This window comes from Ruminococcus sp., from assembly GCF_017650195.1.
Taxonomy (GTDB): Bacteria; Bacillota; Clostridia; order Oscillospirales; family Ruminococcaceae; genus Ruminococcus.
Window position 1 is genome coordinate 1 of sequence record NZ_JAGCFH010000330.1, and the last position, 23,489, is coordinate 23,489.

15 protein-coding genes and 1 pseudogene are annotated in these 23,489 nt (G+C 44.6%); 8 read left to right on the forward strand and 8 right to left on the reverse strand.

What is annotated here, in order from left to right:
• The 6 genes and pseudogenes from J6U00_RS15000 to J6U00_RS15025 all read left to right on the forward strand — a co-directional run.
• A partial coding sequence (locus J6U00_RS15000) for a hypothetical protein (protein WP_296583236.1) occupies positions 1-1,009 on the forward strand: 1,009 nt, incomplete at its 5' end.
• Positions 1,006-1,524, forward strand: coding sequence for a hypothetical protein (locus J6U00_RS15005; protein WP_296583238.1), 519 nt, complete (start codon positions 1,006-1,008; stop codon positions 1,522-1,524). The genes J6U00_RS15000 and J6U00_RS15005, both read left to right, overlap by 4 nt.
• Before the next feature lie 34 nt (positions 1,525-1,558).
• Positions 1,559-1,951, forward strand: a complete 393-nt coding sequence (locus tag J6U00_RS15010; protein WP_296583240.1) for a hypothetical protein — start codon at positions 1,559-1,561, stop codon at positions 1,949-1,951.
• A gap of 604 nt (positions 1,952-2,555) precedes the next feature.
• Positions 2,556-4,517 carry an excinuclease ABC subunit UvrB gene (gene uvrB / locus J6U00_RS15015; protein WP_296583242.1) on the forward strand — a complete coding sequence of 654 codons (1,962 nt, stop codon included), beginning with the start codon at positions 2,556-2,558 and terminating at the stop codon, positions 4,515-4,517.
• Between the two features lie 163 nt (positions 4,518-4,680).
• Complete coding sequence (locus J6U00_RS15020) at positions 4,681-6,582, forward strand: cellulase family glycosylhydrolase (protein ID WP_296583245.1); 1,902 nt, start codon at positions 4,681-4,683, stop codon at positions 6,580-6,582.
• 66 nt (positions 6,583-6,648) lie between these two features.
• Positions 6,649-8,112: pseudogene (locus J6U00_RS15025) on the forward strand (glycoside hydrolase family 5 protein); the annotation flags it as partial.
• Between the two features lie 1,250 nt (positions 8,113-9,362).
• On the opposite strand, the gene J6U00_RS15030 reads toward J6U00_RS15025, so the two are convergent.
• On the reverse strand, positions 9,363-9,905 hold the full coding sequence (locus J6U00_RS15030; protein ID WP_296583247.1) for a stage V sporulation T C-terminal domain-containing protein: 543 nt from the start codon (positions 9,903-9,905) through the stop codon (positions 9,363-9,365).
• Positions 9,906-10,345: 440 nt separating this feature from the next.
• Between J6U00_RS15030 and J6U00_RS15035 the strand changes: the two genes are divergently transcribed.
• Positions 10,346-12,598: an HD domain-containing phosphohydrolase gene (locus J6U00_RS15035; RefSeq protein ID WP_296583249.1), complete on the forward strand. Its 2,253-nt coding sequence runs from the start codon at positions 10,346-10,348 to the stop codon at positions 12,596-12,598.
• Positions 12,599-12,865: 267 nt separating this feature from the next.
• On the opposite strand, the gene J6U00_RS15040 is transcribed toward J6U00_RS15035, so the two are convergent.
• The 7 genes from J6U00_RS15040 to J6U00_RS15070 all read right to left on the reverse strand — a co-directional run bounded on the left by J6U00_RS15040 (position 12,866) and on the right by J6U00_RS15070 (position 22,385).
• Positions 12,866-13,561, reverse strand: a complete 696-nt coding sequence (locus tag J6U00_RS15040; protein ID WP_296583251.1) for a sulfite exporter TauE/SafE family protein — start codon at positions 13,559-13,561, stop codon at positions 12,866-12,868.
• Positions 13,562-13,565: 4 nt separating this feature from the next.
• Positions 13,566-14,351 (reverse strand): acyl-CoA dehydratase activase, encoded by a 786-nt coding sequence (locus J6U00_RS15045; RefSeq protein WP_296583253.1) that lies wholly within the window; start codon positions 14,349-14,351, stop codon positions 13,566-13,568.
• A 12-nt stretch (positions 14,352-14,363) separates the two neighbouring features.
• Positions 14,364-15,674, reverse strand: a complete 1,311-nt coding sequence (locus tag J6U00_RS15050) for a 2-hydroxyacyl-CoA dehydratase family protein (RefSeq protein WP_296583255.1) — start codon at positions 15,672-15,674, stop codon at positions 14,364-14,366.
• Between the two features lie 4 nt (positions 15,675-15,678).
• A complete protein-coding gene (locus J6U00_RS15055; protein WP_296583257.1) occupies positions 15,679-16,848 on the reverse strand; it encodes a 4Fe-4S binding protein in 1,170 nt (389 codons plus the stop codon).
• Positions 16,845-18,110 (reverse strand): 2-hydroxyacyl-CoA dehydratase family protein, encoded by a 1,266-nt coding sequence (locus J6U00_RS15060; protein WP_296583259.1) that lies wholly within the window; start codon positions 18,108-18,110, stop codon positions 16,845-16,847. The genes J6U00_RS15055 and J6U00_RS15060 overlap by 4 nt, the downstream gene beginning before the upstream one ends.
• A 581-nt stretch (positions 18,111-18,691) precedes the next feature.
• Entirely contained in the window at positions 18,692-19,069 is a 378-nt protein-coding gene (locus J6U00_RS15065) for a hypothetical protein (RefSeq protein WP_296583260.1), read from the reverse strand.
• Positions 19,070-19,244: 175 nt separating this feature from the next.
• Positions 19,245-22,385, reverse strand: coding sequence for a CotH kinase family protein (locus tag J6U00_RS15070; protein WP_296583262.1), 3,141 nt, complete (start codon positions 22,383-22,385; stop codon positions 19,245-19,247).
• Positions 22,386-22,996: 611 nt separating this feature from the next.
• Between J6U00_RS15070 and J6U00_RS15075 the strand changes: the two genes are divergently transcribed.
• On the forward strand, positions 22,997-23,489 hold a 493-nt coding region (locus J6U00_RS15075; RefSeq protein WP_296583264.1), incomplete at its 3' end, for a dockerin type I domain-containing protein.

Sequence of the window (23,489 nt, forward strand, 5' to 3'; positions counted from 1 at the left end):
CAATGATTTTAAGATTTCAGACAGCGTTATAAAGTATCTGACTGACAAGAAAGTCCAGAAGCTCATTACGGATGAGCGTAGCAAAATAAGCAAATTTCAGTCTGAGCTAGATCTAGCAATACGCGAGGCTAGAAGAAACAGAACGCTCACAGAAGCAAAAGTAAGAGAGTTTGCAAATCAGCAGGCGGAGATTTCAAGAAGACAGTCTGAAATTGACAGAAACGTCTTCCGCAACAACAATTCACCTGCAATTAAAGAGAGATATGAAAATATTTCCAAAAAGGCAGAGTTGGGCTTGAATATTGCGCTGATTGCATATTCCAGATTTGCACAGTTCACAGAGCTGGTTAAATATTCCCAGCAGCTTGCTGCATTTGAACAGTACAGAGAGTTCCTTACTGAGTTGACAAAGTGTTATGATGATTATTCCGCTGAAGCAGCACGGCAGATTATTAAAGATCTCAACTCCAAGGAACGTTCAAATTATTGGGGACGCGGTAGCTATGAATTTCTCATGGGCACACTGAGCGATGCAACGGATCTTGGAATTGATGTTCTAATCGACAAATTCGGCGGAGAAGTGACAGCAATACTTCAGATTGTTAAGTTAGTTATAAGTGCTGTTGCAGGTCAGAATCTCTCTTATGAACGTGAAAACCTCATCAGTGCGGATCTTTCGACACAAATCACGGTCTTGGCTTCTGATAAGATTCAGTTGATTTGCGGACAATCTAAGAAACTCGGCGACGGAAAACGTTATTATGTCGCATCTGGAGTAGAGAATTGCGTGAATGTAAGTCAGTATATGATCTACTATGTTGTGACAAGACAGTTCGGTGAAGAAAAGTATGTAGAACTTAGCGAAGACAGATCTGGTATCGTTGGCCTCTTTGGCTATAATACGCTTGTTCATAAATATGGTAAGTCTTCTGTTGACAATGCAAAGTCCAATGCCAAATCTCTGCGCGATATGGCTACAAAATACAATAGGATATTCAGAGAATCATGAAAAAAATCATTCTTTTAACTATCACTGCTGCTGTTGCATTAACAGCAGCAGGCTGTGGTCAGGATCCACATGATGGAACTGATTATTCCGATACTTCTGCTTCGGCACAGTATACAGAAATAACAGCCACAGAAACAATAACCACAAAATCATCAGTTACAGAGGCATCAGCAGATGATTATTATCTCGAAGCTACATGGCAGGTTGCCTCTGTTATAAGGATCGAGGCAAGCTCGTACTTCACAGAAGATATCTCTCATCCCCAAATTCTGCATGACATTGTGTGCGAAGATGGCGGATTCGGAAGTCATTTGATTGAAACACATCCGGCACTCAAGGGCATGGAGTATATAGTTGAATTTGATGACGGAGATGCACCTTATAATTCTTTTTGTATACAAACACATACGGAACCTGTAACTATCGGATGCAGCGGAACTTATAAAAAGCTCAGCGATTGGGGTTTTGAAACATGGGATGATGTTCTGAAATATTTTAATCTGAGCACTCTTTGAGAATGCGTCCACATCATTGAAATGGAGAGATACCATGAAGAAGAACGGGTATATAGTCATTAATAATCCGTTGGGCGGTTATGATTTCAGCCTTACTAAATGTCACGCAGCAGAGATTGGGGTATACGGGATCGGATTCATCATCTTCATACTGCTCTGCACATTGTTAGTCGGCTCTGCTGAGGACGGCAACGGCTGTAGTGAACTTTGTGAAAACATTTATATTCCGCTGGTCTGTTCAATCCCTTTGTTTATCCTCGGTCTAAGCATGACTTTTAGGATCAGGCGGGTAAAAAAAATCATGGCTAACGGAAAAAAGACAGATGGTGAAGTAATTTCTTATCGTAGAATACACGTGACTCATGGCAAAAAAAAGTCGTTTGATCCATCAATCCAATTATACCATCCTGAATGTCCGATTTCATGATAACGGCGATCATGAATGTGCCGTAGGAATTGGTCGTAAGTTACCAGAAAAAGTACTTGCTTCTCCTTGCTGTATAGTGTATATATTTAATGATAATGTATTTGTTACTGGTTTCGTCCTGAGAAAAAAAGGAGATCCTCAAATTGCTTTTGAGCTGAAAGAATAATCGTTCAATAATTTACGACATATATATATAGCGTAAAATAAAAAAGTATTTTATATCATCTAATATTGCAAATGTGATTAATGTGCCATAAACCATAGCTCACTGGAGTAATCGACAACCGTCATACACAAATCATATTTGAAGTCGTAGAACATATAAAGAACATAATAAAAAAGGCGATGATAAAAACATCGCCTTTAGTCCTATTCGGTTTGATTTTCTTTTCTTTGATAAGGAAATCTTACGTTGCAGGGTGTCCCCTCTCAAAAAACAGTCCACTGGACTGTTTTTTGATTCAACCCTTGCGATGCGCCTGTCGAATTCGGGGCGCTGCCCCGAGCCCTGCCAGAGGCGCTGCCTCTGGACTCTGCCAAAGGAACACAGTACCTTTGGAATCCCTTTCATACGTTCAGCCGCTTTTTTCAGAAAGGTTAGAAAATGGATCACTTCAAGCTATGTTCAAACTACGCTCCTGCCGGCGACCAGCCGCAGGCTATCGACAAACTTGTAAACGGTATAAATTCGGGCAAAAAGGAGCAGATACTCCTCGGTGTTACAGGTTCAGGAAAGACCTTCACCATGGCGAATGTCATCGCCCGTGTCAACAAGCCCACTCTCGTTCTTGCTCACAACAAGATACTTGCGGCACAGCTCTGCTCGGAGTTCCGCGAATTCTTCCCCGAAAATGCTGTGGAGTACTTCGTTTCATACTACGACTACTACCAGCCCGAAGCCTACGTGCCAAGCACTGACAGCTACATCGAAAAGGACTCCTCCATAAATGACGAGATAGACAAGCTTCGCCACTCGGCAACTACTGCTCTTGCTGAGCGCCGCGACGTTATCATCGTTGCCAGTGTGTCCTGCATATACTCCCTCGGAAGCCCAGAGGAGTACCGCTCGATGTGCGTATCAATACGTCAGGGGGCTGAAAAGCCGAGAGACCAGCTTATCTCGGAGCTTGTAAAGATACGCTACGAGCGGAACGATGTTGCCTTCGAGCGCAACAGGTTCAGGGTACGGGGCGACGTTGTGGAGATATTCCCGGCAATGTCTACGGATACTGCTATCCGTGTGGAGTACTTCGGTGACGAGATAGACAGGATATCGGAGGTCAACGCTATAACGGGCACGGTGCAGGCTGTAGTCTCTCATGCGGCTATATTTCCTGCCTCTCACTATGTTGTGGGCGACGACAAGCTTGAATCGGCAATCAATGAGATAGACAGGGAACTTGCGGAGCGTATAGACTATTTTCAGAAGAACAACAAGCTCATAGAGGCTCAGCGTATAGAGCAACGCACTCACTACGACATGGAAATGCTGAAAGAAGTTGGCTATTGCAGCGGTGTAGAGAATTATTCCCGTATTCTTGCTGGACGTCCAGCAGGAAGCACTCCTCTTACCCTTATGGACCATTTCCCGAGTGACTTTCTCCTCATAGTGGACGAGAGCCATGTGACACTGCCGCAGGTAAGGGCTATGTATGCGGGCGACCGAGCAAGAAAGACCACTCTTGTGGAATACGGCTTCCGCCTGCCAAGTGCTATGGATAACAGACCGCTGAACTTCGACGAGTTCAATGCACATATCAATCAGGCTATATACGTCAGTGCAACTCCCGGACAGATAGAGCGCGAAAAGACAGATATCATAGTGGAGCAGGTGATACGTCCTACAGGACTTGTTGACCCGGAGATAATTGTTAAGCCCACCAACGGACAGGTAGACGATCTTCTTTCTGAGATAAACGAGCGAGTTGAGCGTCATGAGCGCGTGCTTGTAACTACTCTTACAAAGAAAATGGCTGAGGATCTTACCTCCTACTATGAAAAACTGGGAGTTAAGGTGCGCTATCTTCACCATGATATCGACACTATTGAGCGTATGGAGATAATCAAGGATCTCCGTGAAGGCGTTTTTGATGTGCTTGTGGGTATCAACCTTCTCCGAGAGGGACTGGATATACCTGAAGTGAGCCTTATCGCAATACTTGACGCTGACAAGGAAGGATTTCTGAGAAGCGAGACCTCATTGATACAGACGATCGGACGAGCTGCAAGAAATGCCGGCGGACAGGTAATAATGTATGCCGACTGCGTTACGGGTTCAATGGAGAGGGCAATAAACGAGACGGAACGCCGTCGTACATTACAGATGAAGTTCAATGAGGAGCACGGCATAGTTCCCAAGACTATAATCAAGGACGTCCGCGATGTACTGGAGATAACATCAAAGACTAAGGTGGAGGAGAAGACCAAAAAGAAGAAGCTCTCAGCTGCGGAAAAGCAGCGAATGATAGACAAGCTAACTGTGGAGATGAAGAACGCGGCGAAGCTGCTTGAGTTTGAACATGCCGCCTATCTCCGCGACAAGATAAAGGAGCTTCAGGAGAGCTGATACAGTATATTTATGCATTTAACAATAATGAGAATAAAATGAGATTTTATGCATAAATGCTTATAAAACGCGCAAAAGCTCTTGACATTTCAGTGTTGAAATGTTACAATATACTCAACTATAAGTGCATCGGATATGTGCACTATGAGAGGGGAAATAAATAATGAAAAAAATTGCACGCACAGCAGCGGCTTTAGCTTCTGCTGCGGTACTGACCTTTACCGGCACAGCTCCGGACTTCGGTCATACAAAAATGACGGCAAAGGCTGTTGACACAAATAACGACGACTGGCTCCACGCAGAGGGCAGCCGTCTATACGATATGAACGGCAACGAGGTGTGGCTCACCGGAGCCAACTGGTTCGGTCTGAACTGTATCGAGGGCGCTCCTCATTATCTTTGGAGCGGCGACTGCGACGACCTTGTAAGAGAGGTGGCAGACAGGGGAATAAACGTTATAAGATTCCCGATATCATCCGAGCTCCTCGTATCATGGATGAAGGGCGAGCCTCCGCAGCTCTCAGGCGGCGGAATGCAGGCAAGCTACAATCCTCCCGAGGATATGGATGACGGAAACGGCGGTATCATAAAAGCAGGCACCTATGGAAATATCAACAAGGAATTTGTTGAGGCTGACGGAAAGACACTGATAGATACGGAGAGGTCATTCGATATAATCCTCGGTAAGCTGAAAAAATACGGTATCAAGGCCTTCATTGACGTTCACAGTCCTCATACCGACAATTCCGGACATAACTACAATCTCTGGTATGGCAAGGCTGGAATAACCACAGACCTGTGGATAGAATCGCTGGTATGGCTGGCAAACAAGTACAAGGATGATGATACACTCATCGCCTACGATCTCAAGAACGAGCCTCACGGAAAGGGTCCAGAAGGTGAAGCGGCTGCAAAGTGGGACGGCTCCAAAGACGAGAATAACTGGGCTTATGCGGCTACAAGGTGCGCAGAGGCTATACTCGACGTAAACCCCCATGCTCTTATTCTTGTGGAGGGCGTTGAGCAGTCTCTCAGCGGAGCTCAGGCTGGCGACTACTGGGGTATGCCTGACAGAAAGACAAATTCACCATATATCGGTGCATGGTGGGGAGGAAACTTCCGCGGTGCAAGGGATAATCCCATAAAGCCGAAGCAGGGAACCTCACAGATAGTATACTCGCCTCATGATTACGGTCCGTCAGTATATGACCAGACATGGTTCGCAAAGGACTTCACGGAGAAAACGCTCCTTGACGACTACTGGTACGATACGTGGGCATATATCAATGCCGAGGATATTGCTCCCGAGCTTATCGGAGAGTGGGGCGGTCACATGGATGGTGGAAAGAATCAGAAGTGGATGACGCTTCTCCGCGATTATATGATAAATCACCATATCAACCACACCTTCTGGTGCCTGAATACCAATTCCGGCGATACCGGCGGTCTGTGGAAGAGCTTCTCATACTCTATCAACGATGTCTCGGATACGAGCAATGGTACAACTATAATATGGGAAGAGGACAAGTACGCGCTGCTTGAAAAGGCTCTCTGGCAGACACAGAAGAGCGGAAAGTATATCGGTCTCGATCATCAGATACCTCTGGGCAAGAACGGTATATCACTGAACGATTTCTATTCATCCTACGCTGCTTCTGAGGGAAGCAATCTTGACGGAGGTAAGACATCCAGCGGCAAGCCGGTGGACGCTGACAAGACCTCGGCTACCACCACAACAAAGTCGGAGCCAACTACCACAACAACTACTACATCAAAGACGACTACTACTTCAACAACTACAGTAACAACTGTGTCCGATGTCAGTAATCGTAATTTCGGAGATTCTAACTGCGACGGTACAGTGGATATGGGAGACGCTGTACTCATAATGCAGGCGCTTGCAAATCCTAATAAATACGGACTCAAAGGCACTGACTCAAAGCATATAACAGAAGAGGGAGCTGCAAATGCAGACGTAGAGGGTGGAAACGGCCTTTCAAACAACGACGCTCAGGCCATACAGCTGTACCTCCTCGGAAAGTATACTAAGCTTCCTGTGGAATAAGCATTTGACCGCAGGGCAAAGGATGCTTTGCGGTAAAATAAATAAAAAAATGAGAGGGAAAAAATTATGAAAAAGCTTTTACGCTCAATGACAGCTATTGCTGCATCGGCGGCGTTGACCTTCACGGGTGCCGCCCACACGCCGTATCTCGTAAACGATATCGTAGGAACGGTACATGCTGCAGATGACGGCAACGATGACTGGATTCATGCGAAGGGAAGCCGTCTTTATGATATGAACGGCAATGAGGTATGGATCACCGGAGCAAACTGGTTTGGTTTCAACTGCTCGGAGAACTGTGCTCACGGTCTCTATGCAAGAGATGTGGACGATATGCTCCAGACTATCGCAGACCATGGTATCAATACCCTTCGTCTGCCGATATCCTCAGAGCTCCTCGTTTCATGGATGAACGGCAAGCCCGATGCTGTAAGCTCAGTACAGGCAAGCTACAATCCTCCCGAGGACGTAGTGGGCGAGGACGGTACTATCACTCCCGCAGGAAAGTACGGCGATATCAACAGGGACTTCGTTGAGTCTGACGGAAAGACCCTGAAGAACTCCATGGAAATCTTCGATATCATCATGCAGAAGTGCAAGAAGTACGGTATCAAGGCGTTTATCGACGTTCACAGCCCCGACGCCAACAACTCCGGTCACAACTATGAGCTGTGGTACGGCAAGGCTGGCATAACTACCGATGTATGGATAAAGTCACTTACATGGATAGCTGAGAAGTACGCAAACGATGATACTCTCATCGGCTATGACCTTAAGAACGAGCCTCACGGCAAGCGCGGATATACGGGAAATACCTGCCCATCCGACATTGCAAAGTGGGACGGCTCCACAGACGAGAACAACTGGGCTTACGCAGCCAAGAAGTGCGCAGACTCGATACTTAAAGTTAACCCCAACGCTCTTATCTTCATTGAGGGTGTTGAACAGTACCCCAAGACGGAGGAGGGCAATACCTACGATACTCCGGATATATGGGACGCTCCGGCTGACAAGTCGCCGTGGCACGGCGCATGGTGGGGCGGAAACCTCCGCGGTGTAAGAGATTACCCTGTAGTTCCAGAGAGCGGCACAAGTCAGATAGTATACTCTCCTCATGACTACGGTCCGTCAGTATACGCGCAGACATGGTTCGACAAGAACTTCACTACCGAGACCCTTCTTGAGGATTATTGGTACGATACATGGGCATACATTAATGCTGAGGATATAGCTCCTCTCCTCATAGGCGAGTGGGGCGGTCACATGGACGGCGGAAAGAACCAGAAGTGGATGGAGCTTCTTCGCGACTACATGATAGACCATCACATCAGCCATACTTTCTGGTGCATCAACCCCAACTCAGGTGATACAGGCGGACTTCTCGATCCTACCTTTATGAACTGGGATACCGCCAAGTACAATCTCTTTGAGAAGTCTCTCTGGCAGACAGACGCAGGTAAATATATTGGTCTAGACCATCAGACAGCTCTCGGAAAGAACGGTCTATCACTGAATGAGTTCTATTCGTCCGGCGCTAAGAGCAACCTTGACGGCGGCAAGTCAGGCGGCGGAACTCCTGTTGTAGTTGAAAAGACCAATACCACAAAGCCTACTACTACAACAACTACAAGCACAACTACCTCTACCACAACAGTAACAACAACTGCTCCCGTAGAGACTGTAAAGTGCGAGCACTGCGGCAAGGAGATACCCAAATCAGAGGCTATCTACGGACCTCTTGGTTTCCCTGTATGTAAAGAATGCTACGATAACGGCGTTTACATTGGCACAACTACTCCTCCGCCAACTACAGCTACAACTACCACTACAGTAACAACAACTCCCCCTGATCAGAATTCCACAATAACTACCACAGCAACAACTACAAAGGAAGAAATAACTCCGACTACTCATGAGATGTTCAATTTCAAAGAGGTACTCACATACCCCACAAAGACTGTTTATGAACAGGGCGAATCACTCGATTTGTCAGGTCTTTTATTTACCGGTACATTACAGCCGAATGGAGGCAAAACTTGTAATTATGATGAAAAAGAGCTGAACTATGATTCAGGCTTCAAAAAAGGTGAAATAACCATAACCGACGGCAGTGGAAACAGTGTTCTTGACAGTGAGTTCAATAAGCTGCCCGCAGGTGAGTACACTGTAAAGATAACGGGTACTGCCGGTTCTTACTATGGTTATGATCTTTGCTTCGGTGTCGATATTTCTTATGATATAACTATCAAGGGAGGTTCAACGGATACCAATACGTCTGAGAAATTGGTATGGGGCGACGCTAACTGCGACGGTGGTATTGATATGGCAGACGCTGTTCTCATCATGCAGAGCCTTGCTAATCCAAATAAGTATGGCACATCCGGAACTGACTCCAAGCATATCACAAGCAAGGGCGCGGAGCAGGCTGACGTTGATACAAGTACTAAGGGAATTACATCAAACGATGCTCTCCAGATACAGTTATTCCTGCTCGGAAAGATCAAGAACCTTGATCCCAACGCTTAAAACAATTTAACGGCACGGTTTTAGGTGCCTCTCTTAACGGAAAAAGTGAATTACCGAGCCTGAAAGTACAGGCTCGGTAATTTTATACCGCTATTCTGCTGGAGGGGGTCTTACCGTGCCGTTTTAGTGTTCCAGAAAAAGATACTTTCTATAATAGGGACTGAACGGACACTTCTTAAGCGGAAAACATTGAATATTGAAAAAGAGACATCTCGGGCGAGATTTCTGAGTGCTCGAAACATTTATATTCATCATCAGCCATCTATCTGTCTCGACAGAAACTGCGCAGCTGCGTTTATGAGGCTTTTGTGAATGTCTGCTGCCTCACTTGTTTTTTCACTCGTTAGAAAAATCACTGCTCCCGAAATATCGCCGGCGGTGATTATCGGAACAGCGGCAATCGCGGTCCTATCTACACCTTCGGCAGGGAAGAAGCTGTTGGTACTTCCGTCGGGACAAAAGAACTGTCCACGGTTTTCCATAAGCTCTTCGAGCTGGCCAGTGATGCGTCTTTCGGAAAATTCTCTACGCGTAACGCCTGCGGTGGCTACAATGTGGTCCTTGTCTGATATCAGTACGGGACATCCCGATATCTTATGCATTATATCTGCTACGTATCCGGCGTTTTCGCTCATCTCGCTGATAGCGGAATACTTTTTGAATATTACCTCGCCTTCGCTGTTGGTATATATTTCCAGTGGATCTCCTTCACGGATGCGCATGGTCCTGCGTATTTCCTTTGGTATTACTACGCGACCGAGGTCGTCGATACGTCTGACAATACCTGTTGCTTTCATAATAAAACCTCCAAAAATCAAAATGATTTTGTGAGGTTAGTATTTCCACATTAATTTTGATTATACATTGACGATTATTAATAAATTAGAACATAAAAACGAAATATATAATCTCATAATGTAATAAACCAATTTAGTAATAAAAAAATTTAAAATTTATTTTGTATTAAATATTGCTATAATAATATTTATATGTTATAATATACCTATATTGAATGAATACATATAATATTTTGGTGTAAATAGCCAAATTCTGCGTTCTGTTAAAAAAGCAAAGGGGAATAGATATGCAGACTGTTATTGATTTTTTGAAAGTATACCAATTAAATATAATGTTCACGTTAATATGCATATGCGGTATGCTGGCGATTTTTGTTTTGATTACTAAAACGTTGAGACCGTCACGTAGATTGATATTACTGTCATTGGAGCTTTCGGCTATGTTCTTACTCTTGTTTGACAGAAAAGCATATAATTTCCATGGGGATACAAGTGATGTAGGATTCTGGATGGTCAGGATAAGCAATTTTATGGTATTTGCGCTGACTCTTGCTATAATCTTTTTCTTCACTTTATACCTTATGGATCTTATGATTCATGATAGCGGTTTTGAAAAAGCGCCACTGCGATTAAAGCTTTCATGCGTTATGTGTGGACTGGCATTTATAATGCTTATAATATCCCAATTTACAGGCTTATATTACACCTTCGATGAGATGAATTCTTATAAGCGTACAGAAGGTTTTATAATATGCTACATGTTTCCGTTGATAGTACTGGTGCTTGATATGTCGGTGATTATAGAAAACTTAAAACGTTTCGGTAAAATCATACGTATATCGCTGTTGCTGTTTACAATCACACCGTTAATAGCTTCTATTTTACAAATCTTTACATATGGAATCTCTTTGACGAATATCACTCTTGTTGGACTTGCTGTACTTCTTTATATCTTTTCTCTGATTGATATGAATAAAATGATTGAACGCGCCAATAAGTTAGAATTGGAAACTATACGTCAGGAGCAGAAGAATATGCATATACTGTTTGAACAAACAGCAACTGCTCTTGCAAATGCTATAGATGCGAAGGATAAGTATACACACGGTCACTCACGCCGAGTTGCAAAATATTCAGTAAAAATTGCAAGAAGTTCAGGCATGAAAGAAAAGGAATGTGAAGATATATACTTTGCAGCACTTCTGCATGATGTTGGAAAAATCGGCATAAAGGACAGTATAATCAACAAAGAAGGAAAACTCACAGATGAGGAATATGACGTGATAAAGACACATCCGGTGATTGGAATGCAGATACTTTCAAGTATCAGCCAATCGCCTTATCTTAGTATAGGTGCCCACTATCATCATGAGCGTTATGATGGACGTGGATATCCTGATGGACTCAAAGGTGAGGATATCCCAGATATTGCTCGTATTATTGCTATTGCAGACGCTTATGATGCTATGACTTCAAAACGAAGCTACCGTGATCCTATTCCTCAGCAGCTTGTTCGTGAGGAATTTGTAAAAGGTTTGGGAACGCAATTTGATCCTAATTATGGAAGAATAATGCTTCATCTTATTGACCTTGATTCTGAGTATATTATGAAAGAGAGCGAGGATGCCTCTGAAGGAGAGACAATAGGAACAATGTTATGTGGCCCGTATCGTACTACACGTTCAGACGGTATCCTACTAAACAATGGCATTGTCCATATTCACTTTACCAGTCGGATGACTGATGAACGCAACGAGGAAAACATACCAAGCTTTGTTCTTTTTGATTCATTGGACGAAAGAATACATGATAGTGAACGCAAGCGCAGAGATCTTTTATATCACGAATACGCTACTATACACGCTGACGGCGTTGTTGAGCAGGCTGGAGTCAGAAATATTAGTATAAAGACCAATGAGACCGCTGGTGCGGGAGCAGAAAAAAAGGCAATGATACGTGGCGAAAAGGTTGACTTCGATATAGAGGCTATGCGGTATAAAGATCATGCGCTGATCAGAATATCGAATTGTTTTCGTTCTCATGAGATAATAATAGCTTTGCCTGACAGTACAAGATATTGTTACCTGTCTCTTACGGGCAAATATTGTATTATTGATGACGTTGAAGTGACAAAGACGGGAGAAATAATCGGGGACGGTTATATTCCGCGCATAGCAAAAGAGATAACTTACATTGATGTACCGCAGGGGGATATTCCCAATGTACAGGTAGACGGCTGGCGCTCAGAATCATCAGAAGGCATCGAAATAACTGATGGAATGCGTATTTCATTCCATTCCGTGAGTCTGCCAACAGCAAGACTGGTTTGGCATTGTCCCTTTGTTGTAATCTATACATCGTCCGACGGGCAGGTAAACGGCAATGATTATCGTGAGATTACGTTAGTTCGCCTTGACGGAGAAGGCTGGGAGGAAGATGATCACGCCGATAATTATGTTTTGGTCAATAAGCTTGACAGCTTCAAAGATTGGAACGCCTTCAAGGAACAGAACAAGGCTGGTCAGGACTGCGAGATGTTGTTCCGCATGAAGAAAGGACAGATAACTATATCAACTGAATTCAGTGGGCTTTCAATACACTCTGTTACTTCAATTACCGACGAAGTACAGAAGTTGTTTGCAGCTCTTACTGGTGATCAGTGTGCAATTACTAATATTCATATCAAGAGATAATTTATATTGAGTCTATTGATTTTATATTATTAAGAAAGCTGATAAATATATTATTGTTTGTCTATCATTAGTATTTCCCCATTGACTTTGGTTTTGATTAAGTGCTTTTGTGTTTATGATATCTCATTATGAAAGTTTTGGGCAATTCGTATGTTGTAATGTTCGTTGATTATATGCAAAAAAATGGGCATAAAGGAGTCAGTACTTCTTTATGCCCGTTCCGGTCAAGATTAAATCTTAACACAGTTTGCTATTTTATACTTATTCTCATAGGAGCGCTTTTATGATACCCGACGTAAATACAACTATCACCAATATATAGCAGCCGAGCCTGAACCATGTCAGATACTGGGGGATCTCATTATGCATTTTCTTGGCAAGCACGCCTGAAAGAAGCATTATAAATAGAACAGGAGATACTGTGCTGGCAAGAGAAAATACTGCGCCTAGTATCGCTGCAAAAGCTACAGGCAGCGTTGCTGCGTAGCCGGTTATCAGTATAAGTGGAGCACAGGGGGAGATACCGTAACTGAATCCCATGCCTATCAAAGCTGCATGATGCGTTTTTCCTTCGTCAAGTTCCTCGTTATCGTTTTTGCATCCCTTGCAGGTTTTGCAACTATTCTTACCAGTTCTTTCTCTTATCCAGCATATAAGTAACCATACTCCCATAGCGAGCATAACTGCGTCAACTATTAATGCAGCCTTTATACCGAATATGCGTCCGGAGTCGTCTATAATGCTGCTGCCGATAATTGATGCCGTACAGCAAAGCAGTATGACTGCAAGGAATTTGCCGAAAAAGAAATCTATAAATGCTCTGACTGATTGTCTGATATTCTTTGTATGTGTAGTGAGATAGCCGTAAAGTGCCGCGCTTATCCCGGAGCCACAGCAGGTACCGCAGCCCATTCCTACAGAAGCAGCTGCAGTCATGCTTTCAAGAAGTAATGAAAAGCCCATTGTTTTATCCTCTTTCGCTGGCAATGATAGCTGCACCTATCGCGCCGTTGAACTGCGGATATGCCGCAACATACACATCTCTCATAAGCTCCTCCTCGAAGGCTTTGTGGAGCCCTATATTCAGAGAACCGCCGCCTGTCATGAGTATATCACCGTCCTTTTCGGACTTCTTCATCATCTTAACGATACGTCTTGCCATAGAGATATGCATACCTGCAAGTATGTCTCTTCTGTCGTACTTTCTTGCCACAAGTGAGATGACCTCTGACTGTGCAAAAACTACGCAGGTGCTGTTGATATCGCAGGGATTTGTCGCTTCCAGTGAAAGGGGGCCAACGTTATCAATAGTAGTTTCAAGTATCTGTGCTATTACCTCCATGAACTTGCCAGTTCCTGCGGCGCACTTGTCATTCATGCTGAAATTCTTGACAGCATATTTGCTGTCAAGATATATTATCTTGGAGTCCTGACCGCCTATGTCTATTATCATGCCTGGGCGGTATTCTTTTGGCGCAGTGAGGCGAACACCGTAGGCATGAGCGGTTATCTCGGATATATCATCGTCTGCCACCTCAAGCACCTTTCTGCTGTAACCTGTAGCCATTATATAGCCTATATCCGACGGCGATATGCCATTGTTTTCGCAAAGCTCTTTGGTGAGCCTTCGAGCTGTGCCGTCATTGTCTATTCCCGTATTGCGGACCATGGTATCTATGACCTCTCCGTTGCCTATAAGAGCGGCTTTAAGATAGGTGGAACCGCCGTCAAGTCCTATATAGTATTTGCCCATTTTCTTTTCTCCTTACAGCTCCCTGCGTACTTCGCTGCGCTTTTCCGGAGCCTGTCCCAGCTTTATGAGCTCTATGAAGGCTTCTATCCTTATGCGCAGCTGCTCCACGTCCTCTTCGTTGTAGTCGCTTTCAAGGCGTATAACAGGTATATCGAGCTTTCCAAGCTCCTCCTCTATACGCTTGTACTCAAAATCGTATACAAGGCAGCCGCGGAGAACGTGATAGATGACTCCCTGTATCTGATTTTCCTTTATAAGCTGTTTCAGACGGTATATCCGCTGAGTATTGTCGGCAAATGTGGGACATGGGCAGGGACGGAGCGAACGGTTCGCCAGAGCCCTTATCATGCCGTCAAAGCTGTTGTCCGTGATTACCGGAGGGTCCCACATACCCCGCTCGCCCATGCAGGTCTCGTCACCTGCGACTATACCGCCCATTTCCTCTATGAGCAGTGGTATCTTCACGTTCGGGAACACTATCGGCGAGCCCGTCAGCAATATCCTCGGCAGCTTTTTTGTCGTTACGGTCTCTCTCTTCTGAGTGCGTAGCCTCAGTGAATCATTTACGATATGGAGAGCGTCTGCCCATGTATCCGCAGGTAGATATGCCGCTGCGTTCATTATCGTCATAGCGTGCGTGCCCCTGATAAGATATGGGGTCTGCTTTTTCAGCTGTATGAACTCGGCCAGCTCGTACTGAGCGCGTCCGACTTTATAGAAGGCGTTTGCCAGCGACTCATAGGTAATCCTTCTGCCGGTGACGGCTTCGAGCCTTGCTGCCAGATCATAGAGCTGTCTGACGAACTCGTCTATCTCGTCGTCGCCCTTTTCGGTAGGGACGTGCATGGTCATGACGTCGCAGTAGTCGCCGAGCATACCTGCTATCTTCTTTTTGCAGTCGCAGGTAACGGGTACTATCATCATGGAGCAGTCTTCATATACCGGCATGAGCCCTGTGTGCTTAAAGCCTGCAACTGCCTTTACAAGGGGACAGGCGTCACGGGGAGCTATATCGTCGCCTATAAAAAAGGCTGTGTAGTTTCCGCTGCATAGCTTTACCGGCATAGCTCCTGCTGCGTAGATAAGTTCCTGTGGCACCATGACGCAGTATGTGCCTATAGTCTTTTGTCCACTAGGTACGCTTACGCCCTTCATTTCAACGTATATACGCTCAAGTGCGTCAAGGAACACATCCATTCCCTCCGGCGCACCGGAAAGCTCCTCTATGCGGCGGAGGTATTTCGCAGAGGTCTGCGTTTCCTTATTTATGAAGCGCTTGTCCTGACGCGCCTTACGCTCCTGATCTCTTGACATTGTTATCATTGCATTATCCTCGTTTTCTGTCCGGAGCGTAGCCCGACATCACATTCTTCCTCGACGCAGTGTAAATCTTTCTGCCTGCGCAGGTAAGGGACAGCGCATTGTCCTCGGGACAGCATCTTATGCATTCTCCGCACATTATGCAGCTTGCTTCTGTCACATCGTTCTTTTCTCTCTCGGTGTATATGGTCTTTATACCCATGGGACAGGCTTCATAGCAGGCGCCGCATTCGGTACACGCCTGACAGTCCTTGCGTATGCGGAACAGCGAAACCTTATGGAATAGTCCCACTATATATCCCAGAGGACATATATTGCAGAACAGTCTGCGCTTGAAAAATCCGCCTATAAGTACAAATATCATAAGGAAGCCGCTGACATAGAGACTTACTCCTATTCCTGCGAGTATAGGAGATACTGTAATGGCAGGACAGAAATTGCAGAAGTTGCCGCCTATGAAGCCAATGCCGAAAAACATCAGCACCATGAACCATTTTATCGGAACGAAGGCAGAGTATATTTTTTCGTTCGGGGATATGCCCCTGACTTTAGTCTTTTTTCTGAGCTTGTCCATGACGTCCTGTATAAGTCCCATAGGACACAGAAAGCCGCACATCACACGTCCGAGCAGCACTATGAATAACATGGTGCTAAGATAAAAGATGATGATGTTTTTCAAAGGAAGTTCTTCGAAAAGGTCCTTGGGGTGTGAAAGAAAGTAGCAGCTCGATTCGGTCATCTGCACATTGTTTGCAGGGCAGGAAAAGACTGGCAGGCTTATATTTGTTGATCTGAGTCCGAAAAGCAGTCCTCCCCATATCATCATGAAAGAGAATACTATCATTATCGCCCAGCGTAATATCATAAATAGAGCAGGCTTTTGCTTTGGGGCGTTTCCATGACCTCTGTTGCTGTAACTGTAAGCGTTATTTCCACTTTTTTTCATAAGCGCATTTCTTATATAAACTGTCAGAATGATACCCAGTGCAGAGATAACGGCAATGATGAAAAGCGGCAGGAGAGTCTTTATATATTCTATAGAGAATATCTTTTTTAGACTTGTTGCATAGCTTTCCGGTCCGAATTTATAAAACGGCAGATACAGTGCAAAATATGCCAGTGCAAAAAAAGCAATACAAATAACAGCTGTTGCTGCAATGCGTTTCCTTGATCTCATTTCGCTTTTCGCACCTCTTTGTAACGGTTCTGGGTGAGCATCTCGGAAAATGCTTCAAGACGTATCCTGAGCTGTTCGACGTCCTGATACTGATAGTCCGTTTCTAGACGGAACACGGGGATATCATACTTTGCAAAAAGCTCTTCAAAGCGTTCAAGCTCGAAGTCGTACTCTATCTGTCCTTTTAGTACGTGGTATACTACGCCCTCGATATCTCTTTTCTGCACAAGTCGTGAGATATGTCCGAAGAGAGCTTCGTTCCTTACGAAAGCCGATGAAGCGTCCTTGTTATACCATGCAGAAGCGATATTCCTTATCATGCGCTCGCAACTGCCATTAAGGCAGTTTTTTTCATGTATGAGTTCCTGTTTTAGTACCGAACAGTCTATAGTATCGAGCAGGGTGAGACCAACGTCGTGTATCAGGAAGGGTATCTTGTAATTTGGAAATATCACTGGAGAACCCATGATGATAACATTAGGTCTGTTATGTCCTGCATGAACATAACGCCTTGACATTTCCACTAATCTTTCAGTGAGTTCCTGTACGTGATACGTCCATTCGTCAAGGTTGAAGGTGCGGTAATAGCTGTCCTGTACGAGAAGACGTGCAGCATCTGAGATTATATCGGGGCGCTCCCGTGAGACGTTCATGAAAGCGGTCAGGGCACAGCGAGCCCTTGACGCTCTTAAGGCTGCTGATATCACGGAATCCTTTGTTATACGTCTTTTTGTATGAGCGGATACAGCTTCTGCCATATCCAGCATTTGACGCTGCCATTTTTCTTCCGCTTTATTGTCGCTGCGGTCCGGCGGAACATCTGCTAGACAGAGCCGGCGTCCTTCGTCCTTTAGCTGATAGGCTATCTTTCTCATGCTGTCACTGGTAATAGGAATTATAAAGAGCGATTCTGAAAAATCAGCGCCAGCAGGCTGATGTATATATCCGAGTATGGAGCGACTCACAGGGTCGGTGTCACGGGGGACGATATCATCGGACCATGCTGCCGAGCCTAGGCTTCCGCCTGTCAGCCAGTATGGCTCGGAACCTGCTGCCATAACGAGTTCCTCGGGTATTCCCGTACCGAGAATAACGACATGGGGCTTTTGCTGTGATCTGGTCTTTCTGCTTGACCATGTATATTCCGTATCGAGAAAATACTTTAATTCTGGCAGGTATTTTTCCTGCTGCTGCATTATGCTGTTGAGTGTGTCACTGTATTCACTAAAATACACATCTGTTTTGTCGGATTTATTTGTCATTATTTATCACGTTCCTTTTTGCACTTGCCTTGATTTTGGGTCTGTCGAAAAGCTTTTCGGGAGAGGGATTCCGGTAAAGTCATTTCTTGATCTTGTTTTTTTTATCATCTTGATATGCTGTGAGATAGTGACTGTATCACAATGCACTGGCGTATTGGTAAAGAGTTTTCTTAGTTTTTATGGGATCGTTTGAAGCGGTATTAAGATGATATATTGCTGACATCTGCCTGCCAGCTTTCTGGATATAGCCAAAAATTATTATAAGTTAAAGCGAGGTGGGATTTATATCAGAAGCTTTGCTTTTTTATCAGAAATCAGACATAATAACAATATCACAAATTATGGGAAATACAGCAATTTTAAGCGCATATTCTCTGAAAAGCAGCTACAGATACAAAAAAGGACTATATCCGGCATTCTAACGTTATCAAACAATTTTATAATAACTCGGAAGTCTTAAAAAAACCTTAAAATCGGCATTTACAGGATATTAAATAAATGTTTTTCATAGATATGATTATTTTGATAGTCAAGGGCATAAAAAAACAAGCATCTCACTGTGAGATGCTTGTTTTGCTTGTTCATGTTATTGGTATTATCGGCAACTCTATTGGAGCATTATTGCCCGAAGCATCAGTCATGGTCGGTAGCGAGTTGCTTTCTGAGGAGGTATCCTCTTGTTCCGGAGGGATTATCCCTGCGTCTATAAGAGCTGATTCTTCGGAGCTGTTAGCTGTGGAGGCTTCGGTGGTGTCAGCGGCTGTCGTAGCTGAGATCGACGCTGTGACAGATAAAGTGGTCGCGGATACTTCCGTGGTCGTGACAGATGTTGTGTTTGTTGTGGAATTAGTATTAGCTGCAGTAGTGACCACGACGTTTTCTGAGCTGTTTCCGTCTCCACCCTTGCAACCTGTCAGCAGAATGGCTGCGATAAGTATAACAGGTATTGATCTTTTCATATTGTTCTCCTCACTTTAGCGGCAGGAGCTTGAATGCTGCCGTTCTTGTACAAACTCAGTGTTCTTTCTGAACAAGTGAATTCTATCACATATCATGGTTGTTGTCAATACCCTTGCGGCATCTGAGAAAAGATCATACTCACGAATTATTCCGTGAAACGTCTTAGCTTTCGTTTTAGAATGACTTGATCTCGCCGGTTATGAACTTCCTAAGGAGAGTCAGGTCATCTCCGTTCACAACGTCGTCACCGTTAATATCAGCTGATCCGAAATTCTCAGTGTTGCCGTTTAAAACAGCTTTTTTCATTGCACAGAGATCATATATATCAACCTTTCCATCGCCGTTGAGGTCACCGGTGATATAATCCTTTACAGGGCTGTCGGCTCTCCACCAGTTCACATTATAAAGGTAGCCTTCAACGCCTGTGAATATGAAATAAACGTCGTGTTTTCCGCTGGTCTCTTCGATAGTGCAGGTCTGGGTGTTCCATGTCTGCCAGCCACCTGTGCTCTGTATATCCATTTTGCCTATAAGCTTTCCGTCGGGATTATCAATACGGACCTCAAGTACTGCCTTCGCGCCGTTTGATCCTATGCGGAAGTCAATCTTTTTCGCACCTGTGAGGTCTATGTCTTTGTAGCCAACATATTCTCCGTTTTCGATATATGCAACGTCGATACCGCCCTCAGAGCAGTTTTCATTGTCAATGCCTGATTTATAATCATAGCTTTCTGCTTGAATGACAGTTCCAAGGGTTTTCCTTCCTGAGCCTGACGATGCTGCCGGTTTTGAAGTTGTGGTGGCAGAGGTGGTTTTGGCTGTGGTCGCCATTGTGGTTTTTGCTGTCGTTTTTGTCGTGGTAGAAGTTGTTGTTGTTGTTGCCTTTGACGTCGTGACGGTAGTTACCGTCTGAGTACCGTCGCTGTAAACAGCTTCAACTGTTGCGTCAGATTCAAGCCTGAGTTTTATTGCGGCTGAATTTATATCTCCGCTTGTGAGTGACGCTCCGTTTATGTTCCAGTGGGAGAAGGTTCGTCCCTCCACAGGAACTGCTGTAAGGTGAATGTCGTAATCCGGATGATATTTGCCGCTCCAACTGTTTATTTTCTCGAGATTGAGCGTGTTCAGCTGTATACTACCACTTTCTGGAGAGTTTACGACTGTGAGTCTGTAAGGCTCAGATGAAATACCCATAGCCGATCTTGTGGTGCGCTCGGCATAGTTATAACGCTGTGCGTAAAATTCGGTCACTGTTTGCATCTCTCCGTCAAAGCGTCTTCCGGCATTTTCGCCTGAAAGGCTACCGGAATGGAAGCGGGCGAAGGTATCCATTACCTGCTGTCTGTACGTATTCTTATAGAAACTTATAACGCTGTTTGTTCTTTCAGTGTTGAAGTTATAGTTTGCAAGATCCATCATCGTTCTTGCAAATTTCATTTTAAAGCTCGGATTCTCCAGAAGTCCGTTGAACATTCTTGCAAGCTGGCTGCCACTTTCACGTATACGTCTGTAGCAGTCGGCTGAAAAACTCTTGTCCTCGTTACCGTAGAGACCTTGTCCAGACTCTGTGTCGAAGAGCACCATTCTCCATTTGCCATCAGCGTAGGGATTGCTTTCGTCTATGACATTCGAGCGCCATGCGGTGAAGTTGTTCTGCGGCCAGTCTGCGTTGGACCAGTATATCTGAGCAGCAAAATAATCCATGAAGCCCTGAAGATCGACTTTATTGCAGAATTCGTCGAATGATATACTGCCGTTTGCAACACCATCGCATAGCTCACGCCATTCCCTGAGATCGTTATCCGTGCCCTCTTCAAGACTGCCGTTTTCTATAATTGCGATATCACTCTTCTTTACGCCGTAATGGTCACTTAGATAACTTTTTCCAAGCTTTTCCATAAGCTGATAGATTCCCCAGAACTCTCCGTCAAGGAATACTATGCACTCTGTAGTGGCCTGATATGCAAAGGCTCTGTCGGTGATAAGGCTCTGATTTATGCTGTCGCGGAAGAAGGCTCCTGTATTATCATTACCGCCGTTCCTGAGAACTATGCCATCGTACTTCTTTATGGCTTTTCCGTTTTTTGCTTTCACAGCTCTGCCAGAGAAGAAATCGTAATCGAATTCAGGCGTACCGTAGTCCTGACGGGTATATACATTGAAGCTCTTCTGCGCGAGACTTCTTGAAAAAGCACCCTTTATACGGATACCTACGTTCTGCTCCAGCACTTTTTCTCCGCTTTCAAACAAGGTGAAGCTTGCAGGACGTTCCCAGTCCCTACCTTTCATGCTGTAATTGGCTTTGTATTCCCATGCAGGCTTGTCACCACCGTTTCTGTTCTCTTCAAAAATGCGTCCTAGGCAGTATATACCCTTCTGTTGGTCGAAGAGATTATCCGGGTCAGTAACAAGTGAGATGACCTTCATATTTTTATAGTATCCCGAATTTGTCCTGCCGATAAAATAGGTCTTTGTGACATATTCACTGGCGCGTCCCTCTTTGTCTACCGCAACAGCGCGGATCACCGCTGCCTTGTCTATATTTTCACGGGGAGCTTCTGCGTTTCCGGGAACTATGTCTGTGCGTGCGCTGAGACGGTTCTGAGTGTCGGACATATCGCTTACCGTTATAGGTTCGGTATACTTCTTTGAGCCGTACACTGGATCACTGCCGTCTGTTGTATAGTATATGTCGCAGCCCTCGTCGGCTGTGAGCGTAAGTGTAAAGTTGCTGTCGTAGAAGCCGCTGTCCTTTGAGAAAACAGGCTGATGAACAGCGTTGCTGCCCTCGGGAGCCGTATTTTTCTGGTCGGGAGTACAATTCAGCATATAGTATTCTCCGCTGCCGTCGGGATACTGTCCGTAGGCGGTATCCGAAGCAAGGGAGCCAAAAGTGATGGTATGTGCTGTATTTCCGCCTTTTTCCGTAAGGATTATCGTTTCACCCGTCGACGATAATCCGAAGGGGGCTATATTCTTATTGCCAGTGGCTGCGTCGCTGTCACAGAAAACGAGGAGCCTTCCTCCTGCGGATATATGAGTGCCCTCGGGAAATACATACTTGTATGGCTCTTTTTCTTTGTCGGTAAGTCCCCAGCCGGATATGTCGACTTCTGAGCTTCCGCTGTTGTACAACTCGATCCAGTCATAAGGGTTCCCGTCGGAAGCCCTATATGATGTGTTCTTTGAGCAGACCTCGTTTATTGTTATCTGTCCGGCTGCTTCTGCTCCTGCCGGAAGGTATAAGGCTGTCCGCAGCAGCAGACCGAGGCACATTATACCAGCGGCAGTGCGCTTTTTTGATGTGTTTTTCATTTCTTCCTCCAAATTCCATTAAATTCACCCTCTGAGTAATAGTGTTATTCTGATTAATGCTCTGACTTTTTCTGTTTTTGTCTGTCAGGTGTTTTATGTTATTTTTTACAACTTAAACATTATAACATAAACACAAGGCTATTTCAAGCGGTTTACAGCAATTTTTCGGAGATTGATAAAAAAATAATTATTAAGTAATCTTTGATTTTTGAGGAGGTTGGATTAAGGATTTTTCAGCGCCCGTGAAAATGATGGAAATACGTTGAAAAAGGCAGGTCGGGACGCTTGAAGGTGTTCCGGATCCCGGTTACGGAAAATGCACAAAATGTTATATCTGCCGAAAAACCGGTTGAAATTAGCAGATTCTTTCCATTCTGAAAGTGATGCATTGGAAGAAATTTCTTTAATTGATCGCTGCTGATGATTTGGTGCTATTGCAGTAAATATATAAATAAAGAGCAATAAATGTATTGACTATATACATTAAATGTGATATAATAAGTGAAATTTCGCTATAAGAATTATACTCAGAATAAAAGCTGTAGCATGTATTACAGAATGTAATACTTAACTATAAATAAGGCACAGCCTATAACAGAAAGGAATCAAGCATGAGTCACACAAAAATCAGCAAGCTGCTTGCGGCAGTCACTTCTGTGGCGCTGACGGGCAGTATGTTGCCGATGTACCTTCCGGCTAATGTTATAGCGGCGGAAGACGGACAGACGGAAGCTTACGTGCTGTACGGAGATGCAAACGGCGACGGGCAAATATCCGCAGAAGACGCATCGCTGGTCGAAAATAATATTCTCAACGGCGATGAATCGGCACCAATCGACAAAACATCGGCAGACGTAAACACAGACGGAATCATTGACTTTAAAGACGCTGAGCTGATACTTCAATACTATGTTGAGGCAACTGTCGTCGGCGGCGACAAAACAAAGCTTACATTCCCATACACAGGCGAAATTGAATGGAGGTACTATCCTGATCCTGATAATTACAAGGTCTTTAACGAGGGCATGACTTGGACAGAAGCCGAAGCATACTGCGAAGGCTTGGGCGGTCATCTTGTAACTATCACATCTGCTCAGGAACAGG